Annotated in this window: 27 protein-coding genes; 18 read left to right on the forward strand and 9 right to left on the reverse strand. The window is 71.1% G+C overall.

Annotated elements, in window-relative coordinates:
- Positions 1–101 precede the first annotated feature (101 nt).
- The 5 genes from ACQF4J_RS40675 to ACQF4J_RS40695 all read left to right on the forward strand — a co-directional run bounded on the left by ACQF4J_RS40675 (position 102) and on the right by ACQF4J_RS40695 (position 4736).
- Positions 102–1601 carry a purine-cytosine permease family protein gene (locus ACQF4J_RS40675; protein WP_351564105.1) on the forward strand — a complete coding sequence of 500 codons (1500 nt, stop codon included), beginning with the start codon at positions 102–104 and terminating at the stop codon, positions 1599–1601.
- Positions 1598–2146, forward strand: coding sequence for a cysteine hydrolase family protein (locus ACQF4J_RS40680; protein WP_351564103.1), 549 nt, complete (start codon positions 1598–1600; stop codon positions 2144–2146). Before ACQF4J_RS40675 ends, ACQF4J_RS40680 begins: the two co-directional genes overlap by 4 nt.
- Entirely contained in the window at positions 2143–2877 is a 735-nt protein-coding gene (locus ACQF4J_RS40685; RefSeq protein WP_351564101.1) for a peptidase E, read from the forward strand. The genes ACQF4J_RS40680 and ACQF4J_RS40685 overlap by 4 nt, the downstream gene beginning before the upstream one ends.
- Before the next feature lie 187 nt (positions 2878–3064).
- The gene (locus tag ACQF4J_RS40690) at positions 3065–3466 is read left to right on the forward strand and encodes an SseB family protein (RefSeq protein WP_351564099.1); all 402 of its coding nucleotides are present in this window, start codon (positions 3065–3067) and stop codon (positions 3464–3466) included.
- A gap of 148 nt (positions 3467–3614) precedes the next feature.
- Positions 3615–4736: a hypothetical protein gene (locus ACQF4J_RS40695; protein WP_427168054.1), complete on the forward strand. Its 1122-nt coding sequence runs from the start codon at positions 3615–3617 to the stop codon at positions 4734–4736.
- Between the two features lie 715 nt (positions 4737–5451).
- Here the strand turns inward: ACQF4J_RS40695 and ACQF4J_RS40700 are convergent.
- The gene (locus tag ACQF4J_RS40700) at positions 5452–6369 is read right to left on the reverse strand and encodes an oxidoreductase (protein WP_351564095.1); all 918 of its coding nucleotides are present in this window, start codon (positions 6367–6369) and stop codon (positions 5452–5454) included.
- 100 nt (positions 6370–6469) lie between these two features.
- Here ACQF4J_RS40700 and ACQF4J_RS40705 point away from each other — a divergent pair, with 100 nt between their 5' ends.
- Positions 6470–7069, forward strand: coding sequence for a TetR/AcrR family transcriptional regulator (locus tag ACQF4J_RS40705; RefSeq protein WP_351564093.1), 600 nt, complete (start codon positions 6470–6472; stop codon positions 7067–7069).
- Here the strand turns inward: ACQF4J_RS40705 and ACQF4J_RS40710 are convergent, their stop codons facing one another.
- From ACQF4J_RS40710 to ACQF4J_RS40740, 7 genes are all read right to left on the reverse strand, one after another.
- The gene (locus ACQF4J_RS40710) at positions 7070–7456 is read right to left on the reverse strand and encodes a MarR family winged helix-turn-helix transcriptional regulator (RefSeq protein WP_351564091.1); all 387 of its coding nucleotides are present in this window, start codon (positions 7454–7456) and stop codon (positions 7070–7072) included.
- 73 nt (positions 7457–7529) lie between these two features.
- The gene (locus ACQF4J_RS40715) at positions 7530–7880 is read right to left on the reverse strand and encodes a VOC family protein (RefSeq protein WP_351564089.1); all 351 of its coding nucleotides are present in this window, start codon (positions 7878–7880) and stop codon (positions 7530–7532) included.
- 104 nt (positions 7881–7984) lie between these two features.
- Positions 7985–8728 carry a methyltransferase domain-containing protein gene (locus tag ACQF4J_RS40720; protein ID WP_351564087.1) on the reverse strand — a complete coding sequence of 248 codons (744 nt, stop codon included), beginning with the start codon at positions 8726–8728 and terminating at the stop codon, positions 7985–7987.
- Between the two features lie 48 nt (positions 8729–8776).
- A complete protein-coding gene (locus ACQF4J_RS40725) occupies positions 8777–9808 on the reverse strand; it encodes a LacI family DNA-binding transcriptional regulator (protein ID WP_351564085.1) in 1032 nt (343 codons plus the stop codon).
- Positions 9805–10710, reverse strand: coding sequence for a carbohydrate ABC transporter permease (locus ACQF4J_RS40730; RefSeq protein WP_351564084.1), 906 nt, complete (start codon positions 10708–10710; stop codon positions 9805–9807). Before ACQF4J_RS40730 ends, ACQF4J_RS40725 begins: the two co-directional genes overlap by 4 nt.
- The gene (locus ACQF4J_RS40735; protein ID WP_351802810.1) at positions 10707–11633 is read right to left on the reverse strand and encodes a carbohydrate ABC transporter permease; all 927 of its coding nucleotides are present in this window, start codon (positions 11631–11633) and stop codon (positions 10707–10709) included. Before ACQF4J_RS40735 ends, ACQF4J_RS40730 begins: the two co-directional genes overlap by 4 nt.
- Positions 11630–12961: an extracellular solute-binding protein gene (locus ACQF4J_RS40740; RefSeq protein WP_351564077.1), complete on the reverse strand. Its 1332-nt coding sequence runs from the start codon at positions 12959–12961 to the stop codon at positions 11630–11632. The genes ACQF4J_RS40735 and ACQF4J_RS40740 overlap by 4 nt, the downstream gene beginning before the upstream one ends.
- Before the next feature lie 231 nt (positions 12962–13192).
- On the opposite strand from ACQF4J_RS40740, the gene ACQF4J_RS40745 reads away from it, so the two are divergent.
- The 3 genes from ACQF4J_RS40745 (at position 13193) to ACQF4J_RS40755 (ending at position 17390) form a co-directional block, all read left to right on the forward strand.
- Entirely contained in the window at positions 13193–15214 is a 2022-nt protein-coding gene (locus ACQF4J_RS40745; protein WP_351802812.1) for a beta-galactosidase, read from the forward strand.
- 132 nt (positions 15215–15346) lie between these two features.
- A complete protein-coding gene (locus ACQF4J_RS40750; RefSeq protein ID WP_351564073.1) occupies positions 15347–16906 on the forward strand; it encodes a glycosyl hydrolase 53 family protein in 1560 nt (519 codons plus the stop codon).
- Between the two features lie 196 nt (positions 16907–17102).
- Positions 17103–17390 (forward strand): ArsR family transcriptional regulator, encoded by a 288-nt coding sequence (locus ACQF4J_RS40755; protein ID WP_427168055.1) that lies wholly within the window; start codon positions 17103–17105, stop codon positions 17388–17390.
- Positions 17391–17410: 20 nt separating this feature from the next.
- Here the strand turns inward: ACQF4J_RS40755 and ACQF4J_RS40760 are convergent, their stop codons facing one another.
- Positions 17411–18250 (reverse strand): ribonuclease BN, encoded by an 840-nt coding sequence (locus ACQF4J_RS40760; RefSeq protein ID WP_427168057.1) that lies wholly within the window; start codon positions 18248–18250, stop codon positions 17411–17413.
- A 181-nt stretch (positions 18251–18431) separates the two neighbouring features.
- On the opposite strand from ACQF4J_RS40760, the gene ACQF4J_RS40765 reads away from it, so the two are divergent.
- The 9 genes from ACQF4J_RS40765 to aspA all read left to right on the forward strand — a co-directional run bounded on the left by ACQF4J_RS40765 (position 18432) and on the right by aspA (position 26560).
- Complete coding sequence (locus ACQF4J_RS40765) at positions 18432–19394, forward strand: SMP-30/gluconolactonase/LRE family protein (RefSeq protein ID WP_351564408.1); 963 nt, start codon at positions 18432–18434, stop codon at positions 19392–19394.
- Positions 19395–19562: 168 nt separating this feature from the next.
- Positions 19563–20024, forward strand: coding sequence for a fluoride efflux transporter CrcB (gene crcB, locus ACQF4J_RS40770; RefSeq protein ID WP_351802818.1), 462 nt, complete (start codon positions 19563–19565; stop codon positions 20022–20024).
- Complete coding sequence (locus ACQF4J_RS40775; RefSeq protein WP_351564066.1) at positions 20021–20401, forward strand: DUF190 domain-containing protein; 381 nt, start codon at positions 20021–20023, stop codon at positions 20399–20401. Before crcB (ACQF4J_RS40770) ends, ACQF4J_RS40775 begins: the two co-directional genes overlap by 4 nt.
- Positions 20398–20772, forward strand: a complete 375-nt coding sequence (gene crcB / locus ACQF4J_RS40780) for a fluoride efflux transporter CrcB (protein ID WP_351564064.1) — start codon at positions 20398–20400, stop codon at positions 20770–20772. The genes ACQF4J_RS40775 and crcB (ACQF4J_RS40780) overlap by 4 nt, the downstream gene beginning before the upstream one ends.
- 73 nt (positions 20773–20845) lie before the next feature.
- Entirely contained in the window at positions 20846–21682 is an 837-nt protein-coding gene (locus ACQF4J_RS40785) for an undecaprenyl-diphosphate phosphatase (RefSeq protein ID WP_351564062.1), read from the forward strand.
- 168 nt (positions 21683–21850) lie between these two features.
- On the forward strand, positions 21851–22528 hold the full coding sequence (locus ACQF4J_RS40790; RefSeq protein WP_351564406.1) for a FadR/GntR family transcriptional regulator: 678 nt from the start codon (positions 21851–21853) through the stop codon (positions 22526–22528).
- Positions 22525–23979: an amino acid permease gene (locus tag ACQF4J_RS40795; protein ID WP_351564060.1), complete on the forward strand. Its 1455-nt coding sequence runs from the start codon at positions 22525–22527 to the stop codon at positions 23977–23979. The genes ACQF4J_RS40790 and ACQF4J_RS40795 overlap by 4 nt, the downstream gene beginning before the upstream one ends.
- 31 nt (positions 23980–24010) lie before the next feature.
- The gene (locus ACQF4J_RS40800; protein ID WP_427168058.1) at positions 24011–25027 is read left to right on the forward strand and encodes an asparaginase; all 1017 of its coding nucleotides are present in this window, start codon (positions 24011–24013) and stop codon (positions 25025–25027) included.
- A 120-nt stretch (positions 25028–25147) separates the two neighbouring features.
- Positions 25148–26560, forward strand: a complete 1413-nt coding sequence (aspA, locus tag ACQF4J_RS40805) for an aspartate ammonia-lyase (protein ID WP_351802822.1) — start codon at positions 25148–25150, stop codon at positions 26558–26560.
- Positions 26561–26581: the final 21 nt, after the last annotated feature.

Consider the following 26581-nt stretch of genomic DNA (forward strand, 5'->3'; position numbering starts at 1 on the left):
TCCCGGGGCCGGCCCGGCCGGGTGGGACCCATTGATCATTGACGGCCGACCGGACCCCACTTAGCCTCCAGCCATCACGTGCGGAACACGGGAGGTCGTCGATGGCAGGGTCCCCGGACAACGCCGAGGGCAGAGCGGCGGCCCGGCAGCTCCAGGTGGAGACGCACGGGCTCGACGTGATCGGCGACGCCGAGCGCAAGGGCACACCACGCACCCTGTTCTGGCCCTGGTTCGGCGCCAACGTCTCCATCCTCGGACTCAGCTACGGCGCCTTCGCGCTCGGCTTCGGGATCTCCTTCTGGCAGGCACTGATCGCCGGCGTCGTCGGCATCGTCTTCTCGTTCCTGCTGTGCGGCTTCATCGCGGTCGCCGGCAAACGCGGCTCGGCGCCGACGATGGTCCTCGGCCGGGCCGCCTACGGGGTACGCGGCAACCGTCTGCCGTCGGTGATCTCCTGGGTGCTCACCGTCGGCTGGGAGACCGTGCTGTGCGCGCTGGCCACCATGGCCACCGCCACCGTCTTCTCCCGCCTCGGCTGGGGCGGCGGCACCGAGACCAAGGTGGTCGCCCTGGTCCTGGTCGGCGCGCTCACCGTCGTCGGCGGGGTCATGGGCTTCGACCTGATCATGCGGCTGCAGACGGTGATCACCGTGGTCACGGGCGTCCTCACCGTCGTCTACGTCGTCCTCGTCGCCGACCACGTCCACTGGAGCACCGTCAGCGCGATCCCGGCGGGCTCCGCGCAGGAGTTCATCGGCGCGCTCGTGTTCATGATGACCGGCTTCGGCCTCGGCTGGGTCAACGCCGCCGCCGACTACTCCCGCTATCTGCCGCGCCGCTCCTCCAGCCGCGGCGTGATCGGCTGGACCACCTTCGGCGCCTCGGTGGCCCCGCTGCTCCTGCTGGTCTTCGGCCTGCTGCTGGCGGGCTCCTCCGACAAGCTCGGCACCGCGGTCGCCGCCGACCCCATCGGCGCCCTCACGATCCTCCTGCCCACCTGGTTCCTGGTGCCGTTCGCCGTCGTCGCCGTCCTGGGCCTGGTCGGCGGCGCCGTCCTCGACATCTACTCCTCCGGCCTCGCCCTGCTCTCCGCGGGCCTGCGGATCCCCCGCTACCTGGCCGCCCTCGTCGACGGCGTCCTCATGATCGCCGGCTCCGTCTACATCGTGTTCGTCGCCGACGACTTCCTCGGGCAGTTCATGGGCTTCCTCACCACCCTGGGCGTCCCCATCGCCGCCTGGTGCGGCATCATGCTCGCCGACCTCGCCCTGCGCCGCCGCGACTACGACGAGACCGACCTCTACCGCCCCACCGGCCGCTACGGCGACATACCGCTCACCCCGTTCCTGCTCACCGTCGCCGCCACCGCTCTCGGCTGGGGCCTGGTCACCAACTCGGCCGCCCACTGGCTCACCTGGCAGGGCTACCTGCTCCAGCCCTTCGGCCTCGGCGGCAAGACCGGCGCCTGGGCCTACGCCAACCTCGGCGTCCTCGCCGCCCTCGCACTCGGCTTCCTCGGCACCCTCACCCTGGGCCGCGCCCGCGTGCACGCCCAGGAAGCGCAGGCCCAGAGCCCGACGGACGCCGGAGCCGTCGTATGACCAGCGGACTGCTCACCGTCATCGACATGCAACGCGTCTTCGCCGAACCCGACAGCCCCTGGGCGGCCCCGCGCTACGCCGAGGCCGCGGCGGGAGTACGGCGTCTGCTGCCGGCCCACCGCGACCGGACCGTCTTCACCCGCTTCGTGGCCCCCGCGGAGCCCGAGGGCGCCTGGCGTGCCTACTACGACCAGTGGCCCTTCGCCCGCCAACCTGCGGACGCCCCGCTGTGGGAGCTCACCGACGAGTTCGCCGGCCTGGCCCCGCGCGTCCTGGACGCCCCGACCTTCGGCAAGTGGGGCCCGTCCCTCGCCGCCCTCGCTGAGCGGGAGGGCCGCCTGGTCCTGGCCGGCGTCAGCACCGACTGCTGCGTGCTGTCCACCGCGCTCGCCGCCGCCGACGCCGGCATCGAGGTACTGGTCGCGGCGGACGCCTGCGCGGGCGCCGACGACGACTCGCACGCCAAGGCGTTGCACATCATGGATCTCTACCGGCCGTTGGTCCGAGTCACCACGGTCGCCCAGCTGCTCGCGGAGGCGCAGTGAGAGCCGGAACGAACCCGAACCCGACCCCGCGACGACGCGTGGCCCTCCTCGGCGGAGGCTTCAGCACCGACGACGACGGCCTCCTGGACGACTGGATGCTGAGCCATGTGCGCACCGACTGGCCGCGCATCTGCTTCCTTCCGACCGCCAGCGGTGACGCACCCGCGTACGTCGAGCAGTTCCTCGACGCCTTCCGGCCCCGTCGACACTGCATGCCCTCCGTGCTTCCCCTGTTCCACAGGGAGTTGGACGACGAGGCGCTGCGCGCCCACCTGCTCGCACAGGACGTCGTGTACGTGGGCGGCGGCAACACCGCGAACATGCTCGCGGTGTGGCGCGTGCACGGAGTGGACCGGCTGCTGCGCGAGGCCTACGACCGCGGCACCCTGCTGTGCGGCATCAGCGCCGGTGCCAACTGCTGGGCGGAGAGCTCGCACACGGACTCCTTCGGCCCGCTGACCTTCCTGCGGGACGGACTGGGCCTGGTGCCCGGCTCGGTCTGCCCGCACTACGACGGCGAACCGGGCCGGCGCCCCTCCTACCGGTCCGCCGTCGCCGCCGGATCGCTGCCTCCCGGATGGGCGCTGGACGACGGAACCGGCGTCCTGTTCACGGACGGCCGGCCGACGGAGACGGTGACCCGCCTTCCGCACGCCCGGGTGCACCGGGTGGAACCGGACGGGCGCGGCGGCGCCGACGAACAAGAGCTGGAGTGCCGACCGCTGCCCTGAACCGCCGAGGCCGGCGCCGATCCTCCTCGATGCCGGACGGGCCGACGGGGACGTGGTGGACGGTCCGCCGTCAATTCCCCCGGTGGCAGGAATGGCCTGCCTGGGTTCGGGTACGCGAGCAGAACCGTGCCCGCGGGCGATCATGCCCCGGGCGGGCCGTACGACCGCCGCTACCTGGGGACCTTCCATGGACACACCTGCCAACGACCACACCGCCACACCGGCCCGGCAGGCGCTGGACGCGCTGGCCGTGAACACCGACGACACCGCGGCGCTGGACGCACTCGCCGGCAGCGAGGTGCTCGTGCCCGTACCCGACGACGCGAACCAGGAGGACGCCGCCGACCCCTCGGCCGTGGCGCTGCCCGTCCTGGAGCAGCCGGGCGGCGACCCGGTGGTGCCCGTGTTCACGTCGGAGGGGGAGCTCGCCGACCTGCTGCCCTTCGTCTCGCGCTACCGGCTGGTGCCGCTGGGCGCGCTCGCCTCGCAGTGGCCCGCCGACGACCTGTCGCTGACCATAGACGCAGGCTCCGACCACCCGCTGACACTCACCTCGGAGGGCGTCCGCACCCTGCTGGCCCGGCCCTAGCGCACGCGGGTGGGCCCGGCCACCGATCACGGAGGGGGAGCAGCCGGGCCCGCAGAGGTGCGGGTGTCTCCCGCTCCCGCACCCGAGGCTCACGCGGCACGGAGATCAACGGCGCCGACCCCGTCCCCTCCCGCGGGACAATGGCCGCATGAGATGGATCTCCGGCGTGGCCGGCGGGCTGCTGCTGGCGGTCATGGTCTCCAGCGTGCTGCGTACCCTGGTGGTTCCCCGAGGGCTGTACTCGACGCTGGTGTACCGGCTGTGGTGGACGCTGCGCCGGCTGCTGCGGCTCACGGCCCCGCGCGGTGACTACGGCGCCATCGACCGCGCGCAGACCTGGCTCGCTCCGCTGGTCCTGATCGGCATGCTCGCCACCTGGCTGGGCGGCGCGCTGGCCGGCTTCGGAATGGTGCTGCACGCTCTGTCGGGGCTGCCCTGGGGCAGCTCCTTCCGGGAGGCCGGCTCCAGCCTGTTCACCCTCGGCTTCGCCAGCGGCGCCCGGCTGCGGCTGTCCGCGCTGGACTTCGTCGCGGCGGCCACCGGCCCCGTCCTCATCGCCCTCCAGATCGCCTACCTGCCCACGCTCTACGCCGCCTACAACCGCCGTGAACTGGAGGTGACGCTGCTGCAGTCACGGGCCGGCGAACCGGCCTGGGGTCCGGAGATCCTGGCCCGGCAGTACCTCGTCGACACCGAGACCGCGCTGCCCGAGCTGTACCGGGCCTGGGAGCGGCTGGCCTCCGACATCGGCGAGAGCCACTCCACCTACCCCGTCCTGCTGGCGTTCCGCTCACCCCGGCCCTATCGGCACTGGCTCGTCGGCCTCATCGCCGTGATGGACGCGGCGGCCATGCAGCTGGCGCTCACCCCGCGCAGCGCCCCGCCCGAGGCACGGCTCGTGCTGCGCGCCGGGTTCACCGCCCTGCGCGACGTCGCCCGTGCCCTGCGCATCCCCTTCGACCCCGATCCCGACCCGGACGCACCGATCCAGCTCGACCCCGTCGAGTTCGAGGCCGCGGTCGCCATGCTGGAGGCGGCGGGCTTCCGCGTCGAACGCGCCACCGCCGAGGCCTGGCCGCACTTCCACGGCTGGCGGGTCAACTACGAGGCGATCGCCTACCGGCTGTGCCGCCGCTGCGACGCCGTACCGGCTCTGTGGACCGGCCCACGCGACTTCACCTCGACCCCCATCCCGCCACGCCGCCCGGCGGACCGCAGACCGGGCGAAGGCTCCTCGGGCCGGCCACCGGCAGCGGGACCGCGCGGCTGAGACCGACCGCGACGCGCGAGAGAGCGACGGGGGGTACCGGACGGCCACGCGCGAGAGGGCGACGGGGGTACCGGGCGGCCGGTGCCGTGAGCGTGTGCGGTCGGGGTGGGCCGGAGGGCGACCGTGGCAGCCGGGGGCGCCTCCGAGTCCGTCCGGCGAGTGCCGGCAACGGGGCCGCGCGGCTGAGAACGACCGCGATGCGCGAGGGGGCGATGGGGGTACCGGGCGGCCGGTGCCGTGAGCGTGTGCGGTCGGGGTGGGCCGGAGGGCGGCCGTGGCAGCCGGGGGCGCCTCCGAGTCTGTCCGGCGAGTGCCGGCAACGGGGCCGCGCGGCTGAGACCGACCGCGATGCGCGAGGGGGCGATGGGGGTACCGGGCCGCTGGTGCCGTGAGCGTGTGCGGTCGGGGTGGGCCGGAGGGCGGCCGTGGCAGCCGGGGGCGCCTCCGAGTCTGTCCGGCGAGTGCCGGCAACGGGGCCGCGCGGCTGAGACCGACCGCGATGCGCGAGGGGGCGATGGGGGTACGGGCCGCCGGTGCCGCGAGCGGCCGTGACCGCCGAGGCCGGGCGGGCGGGGTCGCCGCCGGCTCCGTCCGGCGAGTGCCGGCACACGGGGCCACATGTGGGCCGGGCCGCGGCGTGTCACTGGGCGACCGCGGCCACCAGGCAGGCGATGCCGAGGAGGAGTACGGCCGTGAGGAGCAGAGCTGTCACCGCTCACACCCGGGCGACGGCCGCGGACAGCGGGAAGGCGACGCCGGTCAGTTCCTCGGAGACGTCCCACAGACGGCGGGCGGTGACCGGGTCGCTGGCCGCCGCGGAACGGCCGACCAGGGTCGGGGCGCCGCGCATCTCACCGAGGCCGTCCGGCCCGACGTAGCTCGCGCCGGGCAGGTCCTGGACGGCGGCGAACAGGGTCGGCAGGGCGCCCGCCCTGTTGTCCTGGGCGACGAAGCGGTTGCCGACCCGCATCACGACGCGGCGCAGCGCGCTGCCGTCGTGGCTCTGGAGGTTGGTCGCGGCCCAGCCCGGGTGCGCGGCGAGCGCCCGCACGGACGAGCCCGACGCCTCGAGCCGGCGCTGCAGTTCCAGGGTGAACAGGAGGTTGGCCAGCTTCGACTGGCTGTAGGCCTTGATGGGGGCGTACTCGCCGGTGAGGTCGAGGTTGTCGAAGTGGATGCGCGGGCTGCCCGGCATCCGGTGCGCGCCGGAGGACACGGTCACCACCCGGTCGGTGATGTGCGGCAGCAGCAGGTTCGTGAGGGCGAAGTGGCCCAGGTGATTGGTGCCGAACTGCGTCTCGAAGCCGTCCTTGGTGGCGGACTCCGGGATGTTCATGACGCCGGCGTTGTTGACGAGCAGGTGCAGATCGCCCTGCCACTGCGCGGCGAACTCCCGCACGGAGGCGAGGTCGGCGAGGTCGAGGCGGCGCACCTCCACGCTGCCGTTCACGCGCGCCGCGGCGGCGGAGCCGCGTGCGGGATCCCGCACGGCGAGCACCACATGCGCGCCGGCGCCGGCCAGCGCCTCCACGGTGGCGATGCCCAGCCCGCTGTTCGCGCCGGTGACCACGGCGGTACGGCCCGTCTGGTCGGGGATGTCGCTGATGTTCCACTTGCTGGATCGAGTAGCCATGCCCGCAAATGTAGGCGCCGCCAACAATGCTGTCAATGACAACAATGGTGACGACGACAACAATGTAGGCGTCACAAACATGACCGTTACACTGAAGCCCATGCACTCCCGGACTCGCCGCTATCACCACGGAGATCTGCGCGCCGCCCTGCTGGCGCGAGCCGAGCAGACGCTCCGCGAGAGGGGGCCGGCGGATCTTTCGCTGCGTGAGCTCGCCCGCGATCTCGGCGTCAGCCACGCCGCGCCGAGCCGTCACTTCAAGGACAAGCAGGCGCTGCTCGACGCGCTGGCGCAGACCGGATTCGAACGGCTGCGGGAGGTCCTGGAGGCGTCACAGGAGGGGATCGGCGCATCCTTCGCGGAGCGTTTCGACGCGATGGTCCGCGCCTACGTCGGTTTCGCCCTGGAGAACGCCGCGCTGCTGGAGCTGATGTACTCGCTCAAGCACGCCCCGGAGGCGTCCGAGGCCCTGGTCGTGGCCACGGAGCGCTGGTCGGAGCTGCTGGAGCGGTTGATCGAGGAGGGGCAGCGCAGGGGCGAGGTGCGCAAGGGCTCGCTGGAGCGCGTAGGGAGCCCCATCTTCGCGGTGCTGCACGGCTACGCCGACCTCGCGGCGACCGGACACCTGCCCCCGGAGGTCGGCGAGACGGGACTCGACGACGTGATCGCGTTCGTGCTGCGGGGCTGCGCGCCGGACTGATCAGCCCAGCATGCGACCGAGCGCGGCGCGCTGCAGCGGCAGAACCTCGGCGTGCAGGTCGCGCCCCTTGCGGGTCAGGGCGACATATACGCCCCGCCGGTCCTCGGCGCAGACGGAACGCGCGACCAGGCCGTCCTTCTCCAGCCGGCCGATGAGCCGGGACAGCGCGCTCTGGCTGAGATGGACCCGCCCCACCAGGTTCTGCACCCGGCACTGGGTGCCCTCCTCGGGCGCCTCGGACGCGAGGATGTCGAGCACCTCGAAATCGCTCGCGCCGAGGCCGTGAGGGTGCAGCGCCCGGTCGATCTCGCACATCGTGCGCGCGTGTACGGACAGGATGTCCCGCCACTTCGCCTCGAGCCGGGCGTCTGCCGTCTTCACCGCCATACCTGCACGGTAACACCGAATCGGCCAGTTGTTGAGTGTGCAACTAGTGCGGATGCATGCGACTCGCCGGTCGTCAGGCGGCCGGGTCCTGGAGCAGCCCGATGAGGTTGCCGTCCGCGTCCTTCAGGGACGCGATCAGCCTGCCGTTGCCCACGTCGCGGACGTCCTCCAGCACCTCGGCACCCGCCTCCACCAGCGCGGCGAGCCGTCCCCGGATGTCGGAGACGTGCCAGTACGGCACCGGCCCGGTCCAACCCTGCGCGTGGCCGTTGGGGTTGAGGCCGACGTCCTGTCCGGCGTCCTTGAAGCCGACGTAGTACGGCTCGTCCGCGTAGGGCTCCGTGTCCAGCAGGGCGCTGAACAGCGCCTTCGCCCGGGTGAGGTCCTTGACGGGGTAGATGATCGTGTTCAGGCCGGCGGTCATGGCGTTCTCCTCGGCTCAGCGGTGTCACCGACGGATTTCGTCGGTGATTTCACGCTAGAGCGGGGGAGCGGACTGCGGCTTCTCGGATCCTGACCGGTTGCGATTCAGACGTCCGCCACCAGGAGCCGGTAGCCGACGTCGAGGGTGTCGAGGGTGAGCAGACCGGCGTGGCGGATGTGCCAACGCCCCGCGGCGAGGTCGTCGGCGAGCGCCGCCAGCCCGGGTGCCAGGACGTCCTCGCCGGCCTGGGCGAACAGGGAGATGCCGGCCCTGATCCATGGGTCGAGATAGGCATGGGGGCGGCGCCAGAACGCGGCGCCGAAGCCGTCCGTGCAGTCGTGCGGGACGGGCACCGGCTCCTGGCGCGCCCCGCCGAGCAGGGCGGCGAGGCGGTCGACCGGGACGGCCCGGGAGTCGTCGAAGGCGGCCGCCGCCGGCAGGTACTCGCGCACCAGCCAGAACCGCTCGCGAAAGACCCGCTGGTCCCAGGTCAGAACGACGATCCTGCGGCGGGCGACCCTGCGCAGTTCGGCGATCCCGGCCGCCGCGTCGGTCCAGTGATGGACGGTCAGCAGCGCCATGACGGCGTCGGCGGCGCCGTCCCGCAGCGGAAGACGCTCGGCCACCGCGCGCACCGCGGGCGCGCTCCCGGGCGCGCGCTGGGCCACCATCACCCGGCTGGGCTCGACGGCGAGCACCGTGCGCGCGGGCTCGTAGGAACCGGTGCCCGCCCCCACGTTGACCACGTCCGTGGCATCCCCGAGAGCCGCGTGTATCCGTGCGGCGATCCGCGGATCGGGCCGCCGGGTCCGGCCGTACGTCGTGCCGAGCGTGTCGTAGGTGGCCATGCCCCTCAGTATGGGCAGCGGCACGGCTACCGCGGCCCGGCCCGGACGCTACGTCGAGTCCCGCTTGACCAGCTCCGTCGGGAGGATCACCGCCGCCGCGTCCTCGCCGCCGATCTGGGCGAGCAGCACGCGCACCATCTCGGCGCTGATGCGGTCGTAGGGCTGCCGGACGGTGGTGAGGGCGGGGGTGGCCTCCACGGCCGCGACGGAGTCGTCGAAGCCGCCCACGGCCACGTCCTCGGGGACCCGGCGCCCCGCCCGGGCCAGCGCGGTGAGCGCGCCCTGCGCCATCAGGTCGGAGGCCACGAACACGGCGTCCATGTCCGGGGCCTGCGCCAGCAGCCGTTCGGCGCCCGCCTCGCCGCTGGCCCGGCTGTAGTCGCCGGAGACGACGAGCCGTTCGTCGATGTCGATGCCCGCTTCCCCGAGTACCTCCTTGTAGCCGGCGAGGCGGTCGACACCGCCCGGCAGGTCCAGCGGGCCGGTCACCATGCCGATGCGGCGGCGGCCCAGGGACAGCAGGTGGCGCACCATGTCCCGGGCGCCGTCCCGGTCGTCCGCAGCGACATAACTGACCTTGGAGCCGGGCCCCATGGGCTTGCCGCACTGCACGAGAGGCACCCCCGCCTTGCGCAGCTCCTCCGCGACCGGGTCGCCGGAGTGGCTGGAGACCAGCAGCACGCCGTCGACATGGCCGGCGGTGATGTAGCGCGTTATGCGGCGCCGTTCGTCCTTCGTGCCCGCCAGCATCAGCAGCAGCGGCATGTCGTGTGCCGCAAGTGCCTGGGTGCAGCCGCTCAGCAGCACGTTGAAGTTCGGGTCCTCGAAGAAGCGCTCCTGAGGCTCCGTCAGCAGAAAGCCGATGGAGTCCGAACGGCCGGTGATCAGCGAGCGGGCGTGCCGGTTGACGACGTACCCCGTCTTGCGGATCGCCGCGTTGACCGCCTCCTGGGCGGCCGGGCTGACGTAGTGCCCGCCGTTGAGCACCCGCGAGACGGTGCCTCGTGAGACACCTGCCTCGCGCGCCACGTCGTGGATCGTCGGCGGTCTGCGTCGGCCCCCCGTGTTGCTCATGGTCATGACTTTACGGCCCCGGAGAGCAGATCGAGGCTCCAGAAGCGCTGGATGACCAGGAAGAGCGCGATCAGCGGGAGCACCGCGAGGAACGCCCCCGTGATCACCAGGGTGTACAGCGCGGGCTGGTTGGAGCCCTGCTCCAGCAGCGTGTACAGACCCAGCGTGATCGGGAACTTCTCGTCGTCGCTGAGCATGATGTACGGCAGCAGGAAGTTGTTCCACACGGCAACGAACTGGAACAGGAAGACCGTCACCAGGCCCGGCACCATCATCGGCAGCGCGACCCGGGTGAAGATCCGCCACTCGCCCGCCCCGTCCATCCGCCCGGCCTCCACCACGTCCGCCGGCACGGCGGCGGAGGCGTAGATCCGCGCCAGGTAGACGCCGTAGGGGGAGAGGATCTGCGGCAGCAGCACCGACAGGTAGGAGTCGGTGAGGTCCGCCTTGGCCAGCAGCAGGTACTGCGGGATGGCGAGGATGATCGGCGGCATGAGCACGCCCGCGAGCAGGATGTTGAAGATCGTCTCGCGGCCGCGGAAGCGGTACGTCGCCAGGGCGTAGCCGCTGAACGCCGACACACACGTCGACAGCAGGGCGCCCAGACCGGCGTACAGGGCGGAGTTGCCCATCCACGTCCAGTACACGCCGTCGCGGTAGGCGTCGAGCTGCTTGATGTTGTCGGCGAAGCCGGTGCCGGGCAGGAAGGTGAACGTCGAGAACAGCTCACTGCCCGACTTCGTGGACGCGACGACCACCCACGCCACCGGCAGCAGCGTGTAGACCGCGCCCAGCACCAGGGTGAGCGTGGGGACCAGGGCGATACGGCGGCGCAGCGGCGGGCGGCTCCGGGTGGCGCCGGTGGTGCCCGCGGCCGGCGGGGCCTCTCGGACGGCGAGGGAGCTCATCGCGTGGCCTCCTGCTTCTGGCGGCGGTTCGCGGCCCGCAGGAAGCCGAAGGACAGCACGAGCGTCGCGACCGCGATGATCACGGCCTCGGCGGCGGCCTGGTAGATGTCGCCCTTGCGGAACGCGTCCTGGTAGACGGTCATCAGCGGACTCCAGGTCAGGGGCAGGGAGTTGGTGAGCGGCTTGAGGGTCGTCGGCTCGTTGAACACCTGGAGCGTGGCGATGATCGAGAAGAAGAAGGTCAGCACCAGCGACGGTGCCACCATCGGGATCTTGATCCGCAGCGCGGTCTGCAGCGGGGTGGCGCCGTCCAGCCTCGCCGCCTCGTACACCTCGGCCGGGATCGACCGCAGCGAGGTGTAGATGACGATCATGTTGAAGCCGGTGCCGCCCCAGACCGCGATGTTCGACATGGCGAGGTACAGCGGGCCGCCGTCGAGGAGGTCCGGCTGCGGCAGGTGGAACTTCTCGAGCAGGTAGTAGAAGGGGCTGACGTCCGGCAGGTACAGGAAGCCCCACATCAGCGCCGCGACGACGCCGGGGATGGCGTACGGCAGGAAGATCGCGAGCCGGGTGAAGGGCGCGAGGCGCACCCTCTCGGAGTCGAGCATCAGCGCGAAGAGGAGGGCGAGGCCCAGCATCACCGGGACGACGATGCAGCCGTAGCCCAGCACGCGCAGCGCCCCGTGCATCAGCTCACCGTCGGTCAGGGCGTCGGTGTAGTTCTCCACGCCGGCCCAGACCTCCTTCCGGGCACCCGACCCCAGGCCGAGCCCGGAGACGTGCACCTTGCGGAAGCTGAGGTGGACGGCGTAGCCGATGGGCAGCGCGAAGAACAGGGCGAAGAGGATCGTTGCTGGAATCAGGAAGGCGTACGGGGCCCCCTTGACCCCGTACGACCTCCGGCGGGCGGCGCTGGTCACTGAGAGACCCCGAAGCCCTGCTTCTTCAGGTCGGCGACCGTGGCGTCCTGCATCGTGGTCAGGGCGGCGACGAAGTCCGACTTGTTCTTGGCGGCGGCGCCGAAGGCGTCGTTGAAGGTGGTGTAGGCGACGTTCACGTTCGGGCCCCAGGCCGAGGGCGCGGTGGTCTTCGCGATCTCGGCGGCCTTGGTGTAGAAGTCCGCCTGGTTGGCGAAGTACGCCGGGGGATTGGCGAAGGCGCCGCTGGTCTGGGCGTTCGTGGCGGCAGGGTAGATGCCGCTCTCCTTGGCCAGCGCCTGCAGCGCGGAGCCGTCGGTGTTCAGCCACGCGGCGAACTTGGCGGCGGCCTCCTTGTGGGCGGAGTCGGTGGTGACAGCCGTCGAGGAACCGCCCCAGCTGCCGGTGACGTTCTGGCCGGCGGACCACTGGGGGAGCGGGGCCATGGCCCACTTTCCCTTGGTGGCGGGCGCGGCCGTGGTCAGCGTGCCCGGCGCCCACACGGCGGAGACCCAGGCGATCTGCTTGCCGGTGTTGAGCGCCTTGTTCCAGGCCGGGGTGTACATCGGCTGGTTGTCGACGGCGCCCTCCTTGACCAGGCCGCCCCAGAACTTGGCGACCTTCTGCGTCGCCGCGTCGTCGATGCCGACCTTCCACTTGTCGCCGGAGGTCGTCCACCACTTGGCGCCGGCCTGCTGGGCGAGGCCCGCGAACAGGCCCGAGTCGTTGGCGGAGAAGGTGGTCAGGTCCTTGTCCGGGGCCTTCTTCTTCAGCTGGCGGGCGACCTGTGCGAACTCGTCCCAGGTCGTCGGCACCTTCAGGCCGTACTTCTTGAACAGGTCGGCGCGGTAGTAGAACATCATCGGCCCGATGTCCTGCGGGATCGCGTACACCGCGTCCGTGCCCAGCGTGGTCTGCTGCCAGACGCCGTCGGCGAACTTGCCCTTGGCGTCGCCGACGTCCTTCGCTATGTCGGCCAGCGCGTCATTGCTGACCAGCGTCGGAAGCGCCTGGTACTCGGCCTGCACCAGGTCGGGTGCCTTCTTCGCCTTGTGCGCGGTGAGGATCTTGGTGACCAGCGAGTCGCCGGACGCCTGCTTCTTCACGGTGACCGTGATCTGGTCCTTCTTGCCCGGGCCCTTGTTCCACAGGTCCACGACCTTGTCCATGCCGGGCGTCCAGGTCCAGTACGTCAGTGAGACCGGACCGGACTCGGCCTTGCTGTCGCCGTCGGACGAACCGCAGGCGGCGAGTGCCGCGGCGCCGAGGGCGACGGCGAGGGCGGACGCTGCACTTCTGACAACGAGACGGCGGCGCTGCGCGTTGGGCATGGATCTCTCCCCTGACCTGGGTCCCCGCCCTCTGCGGGGACCTGCCGTGCGAATCACATGAGCGGGGCCCCCGCCCGTCGCGAGGACCTGTCGTGCTGCTCTGTGAGCGTTCACAGTAGAGAAACATCCCGGACACTTGTCAATGGTTGTTGCTGTGCGGTTATGTTGGGCTCGCACCGCCGAAGATGTGTGTGCACGTTCCCAAATGATCGACCAATTCGGGAGAGATCCATGCCGGAGACCAGCCCCAGGGGCCTCACCAGGCTCGCCTTCGGTGGGGACTACAACCCCGAGCAGTGGCCGGAGAGCATGTGGCAGGAGGACGTCCGGCTGATGCGCGAGGCCGGCGTCACCATGGTGAGCGTCGGGATCTTCTCCTGGGCGCTGCTGGAGCCCTCACCCGGCGAGTACGAATTCGGCTGGCTGGACCGGGTTCTCGACCTGTTGCACGCAGGCGGCGTCCGCGTCGACCTGGGCACCCCCACCGTCTGCCCGCCCGCCTGGTTCTACCGCGCCCACCCGGAGGCGCTGCCGGTCAGCCGAGAGGGCGTGCGCTTCGCGTTCGGCTCCCGCGCCGCCATCTGTCACAGCAACGCCGACTACCGCGCGGCCGCCGCCGACATCACCACCCGGCTCGCCGAGCGCTACGGCCACCACCCGGCCGTGGCCATGTGGCACGTGCACAACGAGTACGGCGTCCCGGTCTCGGCCTGCTACTGCGACTCCTGCGCCGCCCACTTCCGCCGCTGGCTCGAGGCGTCGTACGGGAGTGTCGAAGCGGTCAACGAGGCGTGGGGCACGGCCTTCTGGGGCCAGCGCTACTCGGGTTTCGAGCAGATCGGGCCGCCCAGTGCCACCCCGACGGCCGTCAACCCGGCCCAGGCCCTGGACTACAAGCGCTTCGCCGACGCCACCATGCGCGAGAACTTCCGCATGGAGCGGGACATCCTGCACCGCCTCTCGCCGGGCGTGCCCGTCACGACGAACTTCATGACCGCCCTCAGCCAGTGCGACTCCGTCGACTACTGGGCCTGGGGCCGCGAGGTCGACATCGTCACCAACGACCACTACCTGATCACCGACGGCCGCCGCACCCACGTCAATCTCGCCATGGCCGCCGACCTCACCCGCTCCGTGGCCGGCGGCGCCCCCTGGCTGCTGCTCGAACACTCCACCTCGGGCGTCAACTGGCAGCCCCGCAACCCCGCCAAGGCGCCGGGCCAGATGGCCCGCAACTCCCTGGCGCACGTCGCCCGCGGCTCCGACGGCGCGATGTTCTTCCAGTGGCGCCAGTCCCGGCGCGGCGCCGAGAAGTTCCACTCGGCGATGGTTCCGCACGGCGGCACCGACACGCGCGTGTGGCGCGAGGTCGTCGAACTGGGCGCCTCCCTGGACTCGATCGGCACCGTCCGCGGCACCCGCACCGAGGCCGACGTGGCCGTCCTGTGGGACTGGCACTCCTGGTGGGCGCAGACCCTCGAATGGCGTCCCAGCGAGGACCACGACGCGCGCGAACGCGCCGACGCCTTCTACGAGACCCTCTACGACCGCCACCTCACCGTCGACTTCGCCCACCCGGAAGCCGACTTGTCGAGATATCCCCTTGTCGTCGTGCCCGCCCTGTACCTGATGACCGAGGCCGCCGGGAACAACCTCAGGGAGTACGTCGAGAACGGCGGCACCCTCGTGGTGTCGTACTTCTCCGGCATCGTCGACGAGCACGACGGAGTCCACGAGGGCGCCTGCCCCGGTGCGCTCAGGGACGTGCTCGGTCTGACCGTCGAGGAGTTCTCGCCGCTGCTGCCGGGCCAGTCGGTGCGCCTCACCGGTCCGGACGGCTCCGAACTCGCCGGCGACGTGTGGACGGAGTTCGTCGTCCCGCGCGGCGCGGAGACCGTGTGGACGTACGCCGACGGCCTGACCGCGGGCCACCCGGCCGTCACCCGTCACCGCCTCGGCGGGGGCACCGCCTGGTACGTCTCCACCCGCCTCGCCCCCGAGGGCCTGGACGCGCTGCTCGGCCGGGCCGTCGAGGACGCCGGTGTCGCGGCTCGCGCCGACCTGCCCCGCGACGTCGAGGTCGTACGCCGCACCGGCGACTCGGGCAGCTACCTCTTCGCGATCAACCACACCGCGTCCGACGCCAAGGTGCCGCTGGAGGCGCACGGCACCGAGCTGCTCACCGGTGAACGTGCGGCGGGCCGCCTGGAAGTACCCGCGGGAGCCGTGCGGGTCGTACGACTCGACGGCTGAGCCGACTCCCCTTCGCCCGTGTGTGCCACGAGAGCCGCGGGCGGAGGGGCCCTCCCTCCGGGTGCCACCGGAGGGGCACCTCCATCGGAGGGGATCCCCCATCCCCATTCGTCGAAGGGACGACGGACGACGATGTTCCATCCCAGACGCACCCTCAGGGCCCTGCTGCTGCCGCTCGTGGCCGGGCTCGCCCTCATCGCCCTTCCCGCCACCGGCGCACACGCCGCCGCCACGCTCACCAACGGCGGCTTCGAGTCCGACGGCGCGGGCGTCGCCGCCCCCACCGGCTGGTCCGAGTACGGCGACACCGGCGCCTCGTACACCGAGTCGGGCGGCCACAGCGGGAGCTACCGGCTGTCCCACTACGCGGCGTCCGCCTACAAGGTGGAGACGTACCAGTACCTGTCGGGGCTGACCAACGGCAGCTACACGCTCACCGCCTGGACCCGCTCCAGCGGCGGGCAGAACTCCGCGTACATATCCCTGAAGAACTGCGGCGGTTCGGAGCAGAGGACCGATCTGCCGGTGTCCACCAGCAGCTGGGTCCGCATCGTCACGTCGATCAAGGTGACCGCCAACCAGTGCACCATCAGCATCAACAGTGACGCGAAGGCGGGCAACTGGATCAACGTCGACGACCTCACCTTCACATCCGGATCGACCGGTCTGTCGATCAAGGGTGCCGACATATCCTCCCTCGCCAAGAGCGAGGCCCTCGGCGGCGTGTACAGGACCGGCTCCGGCACGACCGGCGACGCGGTCACCATCCTCAAGAACGCCGGCATGAACTACGCGCGCCTGAAGGTCTGGGTCGACCCGGCCGACGGCTACAACAACAAGTCCCGCGTGCTGGCCATGGCCAAGCGCGTCAAGGCGGCCGGCATGAAGCTGCTGGTCGACTTCCACTACTCGGACAGCTGGGCCGACCCCGGCAAGCAGACCAAGCCGGCCGCCTGGTCCGGCCACACCTACAGCCGGCTCAAGACGGACGTGTACAACCACACCTACGACGTACTGAACGCACTGAAGGCGCAGGGCACCACCGCCGACATGGTGCAGGTCGGCAACGAGATCAACGGCGGCATGCTGTGGAGCGAGGGTTCCACCGACAACTGGTCGCAGCTCGCCGGCCTGCTCAACTCCGGCTACAGCGCCGTCAAGGCGGTCTCCTCCGGCACCCTGGTCGCCCTGCACCTGGCCAACGCCGGTGACGACTCCACCGTCCGCTGGTGGTTCGACAACGCCAAGACGTACGGCATCGACTACGACGTGATCGGCCTGTCCTACTACGGCTACTGGCACGGCTCGCTCGCCGCCGCCCAGACCACCCTGGACGACGTCGTCTCCCGCTACGGCAAGCCGGTGTTCGTCGCCGAGACGGCCTACCCGTTCACCCTCGCCCAGGACGACTCGCTGGAGAACCAGATCGACACCACCGGCGAACTGGTCACCGGCTACCCGGCCACCCAGGCGGGCCAGCTGGCGTGGATGAACGCCGTCGCGAACATCGTGGAGGCCGTCCCCGGCAACAAGGGACTCGGCGTCTTCTACTGGGAGGCCACCTGGACCGCGGTCACCGGCAACGGCTGGGACCCGACCGACTCCGCCTCCGGCAACGGCTGGGAGAACCAGGCCCTGTTCGACTACAACGACAGGGCCACCTCGGCCATGAGCTGGTTCAGCCATCGCTGAACCTGTGTGGAGGGGGCCCGGTCGCAGGGGAGCGGCCGGGCCCTCGCCCATGTTTGCGCGGCCGGGACCAACAGCCCAACCCCCACTGGGCCGTCGGGTCCCGGACAAAGGCCACCGAGTCCCGGACACGGCGGCACGTGCTGCGGGACAGTGGGAGGACGCGGTACGCGGTGGCCCGTCCGGTGAGGGGGACGAGATGCTGAGGACTCCCGGCGGCACGCTGCGTCAGGACATCCTGGAGTGGCTCAAGGACCCGGCCGCGCACTTCGCCCCGCAGCCGCACGGCGACCCGGTCGACGACGGCGTCACCGCGGACGCCGTGGCGAGCAGACTGGGCGTGCCGAGCGCCGTCGCCCTGACCCACCTCGACCTGCTCACCGACCTGGGCCTGCTGCGCACCCGCCGACGCGGGCAGCACACCTACTACCGGCGTGACGAGGTGCGCATCGCCGAGGTGGCCCGCATGTTCGAGAAGGGCTGGTAGACGCGGCAGGGAAGGGGAAGCTACACCGTCCCCCGCGACGACGGCACCGCCGACGGCCCCTGGTCCGTGCCGCCTTCGTCCTCGGGCGGCTCCTCCGTGTACCCGAACCGCTCGCACAGCAGCCGCCCGACCAGCGCGCCGCCGTACACCACGAACCCCACGCCCACCAGCCAGGACTCCACCACCAGGATGGTGCCCATGGGCCCGTAGCTGATCGCGTTGGTGATCAGCAGCGGGGTGAACACCAGGTACGAGAACCAGCGCAGGCCCACCAGACCGGCGATGGTGGCGACGGCCCCGGGCAGCAGATGGCGCCAGCGCACCTGGCCGGCGAGCAGGAAGTGGGCGCTCCACCAGAAGAACAGCAGCCCGACCGCCAGGCTGAGCGGGACGCGGGGCGTGCCGCCCAGCACACTGCGGGTCTGCACCTGCGTGTACACGTACACCATCAGCACCACCAGCCACACCACTTGGCGGTACAGCCGGTGCCACGGGCCCGCCGACGGCTTCCAGATCCGCGCGTAGCCGTTCTGCACACTGGACGCGAAGGACAGACCGAACAGGGCGAGCAGCGCCACGCTCCACGCGCTGGTGGTGCTGATGACCTTGCGCGGCGGGGTGAAGACGTGGGAGAGCGCCCGGGCGGACCGGCCCGACAGGTCCATGCCGTCCACCAGCCACAGCGCGAACCCGCCGTGCCCGAGCGGATCCGCCGCCGCGACCACGATCAGCAACGGCGCCAGCGTGACCAGGGCGAGCGTGGCGAAGCCCATGGCCCGGTGCAGCAACTCCAGTTCCGCGCCGCGCCGGTGGAGCTCGGCCAGCCCCAGCCGGTGCCACCACGCGGACGACCGTGACATGGGACCACCCCTTCTTCGTGACCGGAACACCGCTGTGCGCATGGTCCGGTGGAGACACTGGTGGCGAGTGACTGAGTGGGCAGAAAAGCCACGAGGTAAACCTGATCGAGTGACCCGCTGCCCGTCGGACGTCCGTACGCATGCCAGCATGAACTGTCCCGACCTCGACGAGGAGGTTCTCATGGACCGTCCCGCCGCACTTGTCCCGCTGAAATACGTCGCCATCGGCGGCCGAGGCCCCGAGGACGTCGTGGCCGACGCCCGCGGCCGCGTGCTGACCGGCGTGGAGGACGGCCGCATCCTGCGCATCGACGGCCTCACCGACGACTCGCCCGCCCGCGTCGAGGTGCTCGCCGAGACCGGCGGCCGGCCCCTCGGCCTCGAACTGCTGCCGGACGACGCCCTGCTGGTGTGCGACGCCGAGCTCGGCCTGCTCCGCGTCGACCTGCGCGAGGGCATCGTCCGCATCCTCGCCGACTCGGTGGCGGGGGAGCGGCTGCGGTTCTGCAGCAACGTCGTGGCGCTGTCCGACGGCAGCGTCTGCTTCACCGTCTCCAGCCGCCGCTACCCCCTGCACCAGTGGATCGGGGACATCGTCGAACACACCGGCACCGGCCGGCTGCTGCGGCTGGCGCCCGGCAGCGAGTACCCCGAAGTGCTGCTGGAGGGCCTGCAGTTCGCGAACGGGCTGGCGCTGAGCTCCGACGAATCGTTCCTGATCGTCGCCGAGACCGGCGCCCGCCGGCTCACCCGGTACTGGCTCAGCGGACCGAAGGCCGGGCGCGGCGAGCCCTTCGTGGAGAACCTCCCCGGCATGCCCGACAACATCTGGCGCGGCGCGCCCGACGGGCCCGTCTGGGTCTCCCTGGCCGGCCCCCGGATCCCCCCGCTGGACCTGCTGCACCGTGCCGCCCCCGCCGTGCGCGCCGCGGCCGCCCGCGTCGCCTTACGCGCCCCCTACCGCCCCACCGGCACCATCGGCGTCCTCGCGGTCGACGACCGGGGCACGGTCGTCCACCACCTGACCCACCGCCGCTCCGGCTTCCGCTTCGTCACCAGCGTCTGCGAGGCCGGCGGCCGCCTCGTCCTGGGCAGCCTCTCGGAGCGCGGAGTGGCGGTGTGCGAGCGGCCGGACCCGAAATGACCTCCGCGCGGCCCGGACGCTACGCTGTAGCCCGGCCGCGACCCCCTTCGCGGCGCGGCGGTGGGGCCCGCCGTACCCGAACCGCGGCACCGGTGCCGCCAACGGTCCCTACTTGCGAAGGAGCGGCGCCCGCGCACCCGGGCCCCGGCGAGTAGGAGACGTACGACCATGACCGCACCGGAAGCCGAGAGCCTGCGCGCGCCGGCCCGCACCCGGCGAGCACCGGCCTGGCGCACCCAGGCGCCGGTCCTCGCGGTGGTGGCGCTGGGCGGAGCCCTCGGCGCGAGCGCCCGCTACGCGCTCGCCCTGGGGTGGCCCACCCCGCCCGGCCACTTCCCGTGGGCGACCTTCTGGACCAACGTCGTCGGCTGCGCCGTGATCGGCGTGTTCATGGTGGTCATCACCGACGTGTGGGCCGCCCACCGGCTGGTGCGCCCCTTCTTCGGCACCGGTGTGCTGGGCGGCTTCACCACGTTCTCCACGTACGCCGTCGACATCCAGAAGCTCGTCGACGCCGGCCACCCGGTCACCGGGCTGGCCTACCTCGCCGCGACGCTGTTCGCGGCCCTCACGGCGGTGTGGTTCGCGGTCACCGCCGCCCGCCGCGTCCTGAAGTGGAGGCAGCCATGACGAGGCTGACCGGCAGCGCCCTGCGCGTGACCGTCTTCATCGGCGAGAACGACACCTGGCACCACAAACCGCTGTACTCCGAGATCGTCCATCGCGCGCACGCGGCCGGCCTCGCCGGCGCCAGCGTCTTCCGCGGCATCGAGGGCTTCGGCGCCTCCTCGCTGATCCACACCTCGCGGCTGCTGTCGCTGAGCGAGGACCTGCCGGTGGCGATCGTCGTCGTCGACACCGAGGAACGCGTCCGCGCCTTCCTGCCGCAGCTCGACGAACTCGTCGAAGAGGGACTCGTGATCCTCGACGACTGCGAGGTGATCCGGTACGTCGGGCGCGAGAGGGCGTCCGGCGGGTCGGACCGGAAGGGTAAGAAGTCGTTGTGAACTGGCTGTTGGTCGTCGCGGGCGCCGTGGTCGGCGCGCCGCTGCGCTACCTCACCGACCGCACCGTGCAGTCCCGGCACGACTCCGTCTTCCCCTGGGGCACCTTCGCGGTCAACGTCACCGGCTGTCTGATCCTGGGCCTGCTGACCGGCGCCGCGGCCCAGGGTGCCGCCGGTTCCCAGGCGCAGCTGCTCCTCGGAACCGGCCTGTGCGGAGCGCTGACGACCTACTCCACCTTCTCCTACGAGACCCTGCGGCTGACCGAGACCGGAGCGGGGCTCTACGCTGCCGCCAACGTCGTCGGAAGTGTGACGGCGGGCCTCGGCGCGGCCTTTGCCGGGGTTTCGCTCGCCCGGGCGTGGTGGGGGTAGGCGCAAGGGCCCCCGCGCACCCGTAGTAAGACTGTCTACAGCACTGTCGACCAACTCCTCAGAACTGGATCCCATGAGCGTCATCAACGTCGGTCAAGCCGCCGTCCTCGGAGTCGTGGAAGGGCTGACCGAGTTCCTCCCCGTCTCCTCCACCGGGCATCTGAAGATCACCGAGGGGCTCATGGGAATCCCCGTCGACAACGACGCGGTGGTCGGCTTCTCGGCCGTCATCCAGGTCGGCGCGATCGCCGCGGTGTTCCTGTACTTCTTCAAGGACATCGTGCGGATCTGCGCCGCCTGGGGCAGGGGACTGGTCAACAAGGAGGAGCGCTACCACCACGACTACAAGTTCGCCTGGTGGGTGATCTACGCGACCATCCCGATCGTCGTCGTGGGCCTTGCCGCCAAGCCGCTCATCGAGGGCCCGCTGGCGTCCCTGTGGGTGGTGGCCGCCTCGCTGATCGTCGGCAGCGGCGTGATGTGGGCGGCGGACCAGATGGGCCGGCACAAGCGCGGTGAGGGCGACACGACGTTCAAGGACGCGATGCTGGTCGGCAGCTCGCAGATCCTCGCCCTGCTCTTCCCCGGCTTCTCCCGCTCCGGCGCCACCATGTCCACGGCGCTGGTCCTCGACCTCGACCGGGTCGCCGCCACCCGGCTGTCCTTCTTCCTCGGCCTGCCCGCCCTCACCGGAGCAGGCATCTACGAGCTCAAGGACGCGCTCGGCGCGGGCGTGGGTGCCGCCCCGCTCCTCGTCGGCACGGTCATCTCCTTCGTCGTCGCCTACGGCTCCATCGCCTGGCTGCTGAAGTACGTCGCCAAGCACTCCTTCAACGCCTTCGTGATCTACCGGATCATCGTCGGCGTGCTGCTGCTGGGCCTGCTCGGCGGGGGCGTGATCAGCAGCTGACCCGTCCGGTCGCCCGACGCGGGGTGTGCGATCTGTTTTCAGGTCGCACACCCCGCGAATCTTTTCATTCACCTCCCTTGACAGCCCCCGTACGTCACCCGCAGGATCACTCCCGTGAACCTGTCAGACAGCAAGACAGCCAGTCAGGGTCCGCGGCGCATCAGCGCCATGGAAGCGGTCCTGGCCCATCTGCGCGCCGCCATCGAGAACGGCGAGTACGCGGTGGGGGACAAGCTCCCCTCCGAGGCCGAACTGTGCCGCGCCCTCGAGGTCAGCCGGCCCGTCCTGCGCGAGGCCCTCAGGGCCCTGCAGACGATGGGCCTGACCGTCTCCAGGACCGGCAAGGGCACCTTCGTCGTCGCGAGCGCCGTCGAGGACCCCACCTTCGGCGACTACGCCGCCAGCGACCTGCTGGAGGTGCGCCGCCACGTGGAGATCCCCGTGGCGGGCTACGCGGCCCGGCGCCGCACCCCCGAGGACCTCGACCACCTCACGCACCTGCTGGAGCGCATGGAGCGGGAGACCGACACCACCTCCTGGGTCGCCCTCGACACGCTGTTCCACCTCGCCGTCGCCCAGGCCGCCCAGAACCCGGTCTTCCGCCGGGTCATCGAGGAGATCCGCGACGCACTGGCGCGTCAGTCGGCCTTCCTCAACGACCTGGGCGGACGCCGCGAGCACTCCAACCGCGAGCACCGGGCGATCGTCGAGGCGCTGATGGACGGTTCCGAACTCGACGCGACCGACGCCATGGCGCACCACCTCGACCGCGTCGAGAACACCCTCACCGACATCGTGCGCCCCCCGCGCGCGGAAACACCCACGGAAGGCGGACCCGAGGCGTGAGCGAGCACCTCAAAGAAGAGACGCGCACACCGGCCGCACATGTCGACGCGGGCGACGCGGGCTACAGCAAGTCCCTGAAGTCCCGGCACGTCAACATGATCGCCATCGGCGGCGCCATCGGCACCGGTCTCTTCCTCGGCGCGGGCGGCCGCCTCGCCGACGCGGGCCCCTCCCTGTTCATCGCCTACGCGGTCTGCGGCATCTTCGCCTTCCTCGTCGTGCGCGCCCTCGGCGAACTCGTCCTGTACCGGCCCTCCTCCGGCGCCTTCGTGTCGTACGCCCGCGAGTTCATGGGCGAGAAGGGCGCGTACACCGCGGGCTGGATGTACTTCCTGAACTGGGCCACGACCGGGATCGCCGACATCACCGCGGTGGCCACGTACACCCACTACTGGGGCATGTTCTCCGACATCCCTCAATGGTTGATCGCATTGATCGCCCTCGCCGTGGTGCTGACCGTCAACCTGATCTCGGTCAAGATCTTCGGTGAGCTCGAGTTCTGGTTCGCGATCGTCAAGGTCAGCGCGCTGGTGATCTTCATGTGCATCGGGATCTTCCTGCTGGTCACCCAGCACCCCGTCGACGGCGCGCACCCCGGTCCGTCCCTGATCACCGACAACGGCGGCGTCTTCCCCAACGGCCTGCTGCCCATGCTGCTGATCATCCAGGGCGTCGTCTTCGCCTACGCCTCCGTCGAACTGGTCGGCGTCGCGGCCGGCGAGACCGAGAACCCCGAGAAGATCATGCCGAAGGCGATCAACTCGATCATGTGGCGCGTCGGCCTGTTCTACGTCGGCTCGGTGCTCCTGCTGTCGATGCTGCTGCCCTGGAACAAGTACACCGCCGGCGAGAGCCCCTTCGTCACCGTGCTGTCCAACATCGGCATCCCGGCGGCCGGCGGCGTGATGAACCTCGTCGTCCTCACCGCGGCCATGTCCTCGCTCAACTCCGGCCTGTACTCCACCGGCCGCATCCTGCGCTCCATGGCGATGTCCGGCTCCGCGCCGAAGTTCACCCGCGTGATGAGCCGCAGCCAGGTCCCGTACGGCGGCATCCTGCTCACCAGCGGTATCTGTGTCCTGGGCGTCGGCCTGAACTTCGTGGTCCCGGCGGACGCGTTCGAGATCGTCCTGAACTTCGCGGCGATCGGCATCCTCTCCACCTGGGGCATGATCATGGTCTGTCACCTCCTCTTCTGGCAGAAGACCCAGAAGGGCGAGCTGACCCGCCCCGGCTACCGGCTGCCGGGCTCCCCCTGGACCGAACTCGTGACGCTGGCCTTCCTCGCCTCCGTCCTGGTCCTCATGTACGCCGACGGAGGCGCCGGCCGCACCACCGTGCTGTGCCTGCCGCTGATCGTCGGAGCCCTGGTCGGCGGATGGTTCGCCATCCGCGGCCGGGTCGGCGCCCGGTCCGCACGGACCGAACCCACCACCGGAGCCGACGCGTGACCCACGCGCCGCTCCCTGACAAGAGGCAGTGATGTTCAGCAGTTCCGTCGCGGGCGCACCCCAGATCCGCGAGCCCCTCCACGCCCCCGTCGCCCACCTGATACGCGACGGGGTCGTCGAGGGCATCCACTACGGTTCCGTCGTCGTCCTCGGCGCCGGCGGGAAGGTCGACTTCCAGCTCGGCGACATCGAGGCCGCCTTCTACCCCCGCTCGGCCCTCAAGCCCGTCCAGGCCGTCGCCATGGTCCGGGCGGGTCTGCCGCTCGACGGCGAGCTGCTGTCGCTCACCGCGGCCAGCCACTCCGGCGAGGAGCGGCACCTCGCCGGGACCCGGCGCATCCTCGAACTCGCCGGCCTGACCGAGGACCATCTGCGCAACGTCCCCGACATGCCCTTCGACCCCGTCGTGCGGGACACCTGGGTGCGGGAGGGCCGGCCGCCCTCGCGGCTCGCCCAGAACTGCTCGGGCAAGCACGCGGCGATGCTGTACACGTGCGTGCTCAACGACTGGCCGCTCGAGGGTTACCTCGACCCGGCGCATCCGCTGCAGCAGGCGATCGCCGAGATCGTCGAGGACCTCACCGGGCAGCGGATCGCGCGGGTCACGGTCGACGGGTGCGGGGCGCCGCTGTTCTCGGTGTCCCTGCACGGGCTCGCCCGGGCCACCGCGCGCGTCACCACCGCGGCTCCCGGCACACCGGAGGCCCGCGTCGCCGACGCGATGCGCTCGCACGCCGAGATGGCCTCCGGCTCGGGGCGGGACGTGGCCGCACTGATGCGGGCCGTGCCGGGGCTGCTCGCCAAGGACGGCTTCGAGGGCGTCGAGGTCGCCGCGCTGCCGGACGGGCGGGCGGTGGCCGTGAAGATCGCCGACGGGGCGAACCGGGCGCGGATTCCCGTGGCCGCGGCGGCGCTGGCGCGGGCCGGGGTCGATCCGGCGGCGCTCACCGAGTTCCGGGGCGAGGCGCTACTCGGCGGTGGGCAGCCGGTCGGGTGTGTGCGGCCCGCGCGTTCGCTGGACCCCGTCGTCGTTCCGGCTTGCGCCTAGCGGGGCGGGTCGACCTGTCGATCGGCGGGTGCGGGTCCGTTGTGGCCCGTCGCGCAGTTCCCCGCGCCCCTTGTCGGGGCGCCATAAGTTCCGTACCTCAGAAAGAGGACCTTCTCCCTCATGACCAGCGTCGTCACCCGTAGCGAGCATGATCTGCTCGGCGACCGTGATGTTCCCGCCGATGCCTACTGGGGGGTGCACACCCTCCGGGCCACCGAGAACTTTCCGATCACCGGCACGCCCATCTCCGCCTATCCGCACCTGATCGACGCCCTCGCCGCGGTCAAGGAGGCGGCCGCCCTCGCCAACGAGGAGCTCGGGCTGCTGGCGCCGGAGAAGGCCGCCGCGATCGTCGGGGCCTGCCGGGAGATCCGGGGCGGCAAGCTGCACGACCAGTTCGTCGTCGACGTGATCCAGGGCGGCGCCGGGACCTCGACCAACATGAACGCCAACGAGGTCGTCGCCAACCGGGCGCTGGAGCTGCTGGGGCACGAGAAGGGGCAGTACGGGTTCCTGCACCCCAACGAGGACGTCAACCTCGGCCAGTCGACCAATGACGTCTACCCGACCGCCGTCAAGATCGCGACGGTCTTCGCGGTACGTGGACTGCTCAGGGCGATGTCCGTACTGCAGGACTCCTTCGCCCGCAAGGCCGTCGAGTTCCGTGATGTGCTCAAGATGGGCCGTACACAGTTGCAGGACGCGGTGCCGATGACGCTCGGTCAAGAGTTCTCGGCGTACGCGGTCATGATCGACGAGGACCGCAACCGTCTTGACGAGGCCGTCCAGTTGATCCATGAGATCAACCTCGGGGCCACGGCCATCGGCACCGGGCTCAACGCACCGGCCGGATACGCGGAGGCGGCCCGCCGTCATCTCTCCGCCATCACCGGACTGCCGCTGGTCACGGCCGCCAACCTCGTCGAGGCCACCCAGGACTGCGGGGCGTTCGTCCAGATGTCCGGGGTGCTCAAGCGCATCGCCGTCAAGCTTTCGAAGAGCTGCAACGACCTGCGGCTGCTGTCGTCCGGGCCGCGTGCGGGCCTGGGCGAGATCAACCTGCCGCCCGTACAGGCCGGTTCGAGCATCATGCCCGGCAAGGTCAACCCGGTGATCCCCGAGGTCGTCAACCAGGTCGCCTTCGAGGTGATCGGCAACGACGTCGCCATCACCATGGCCGCCGAGGCCGGGCAGCTGCAGCTGAACGCCTTCGAGCCGATCATCCTGCACTCCCTCTCGGAGAGCATCACGCATTTGCAGAGCGCCTGCGTCACACTGGCCGAGCGGTGCGTGGACGGCATCACCGCCAACACCGAACGGCTGCGCGCGAGCGTCGAGAACTCCATCGGCCTGGTGACCGCCCTCAACCCGCACATCGGGTACACGGCCGCCACCGACATCGCCAAGGAGGCCCTCGTCACCGGCCGCGGTGTGGCCGAACTCGTCCTGGAGAAGGGCCTGTTGCCCGCCGACACGCTCGCCGGCCTGCTGCGGCCCGAGGTCCTCGCGGGCAACGGCGCACCACTGGTCTGACCGGTCGCAGATCCGCGACGA

Source organism: Streptomyces sp. C1-1 (assembly GCF_050214755.1).
Lineage (GTDB): Bacteria > Actinomycetota > Actinomycetes > Streptomycetales > Streptomycetaceae > Streptomyces.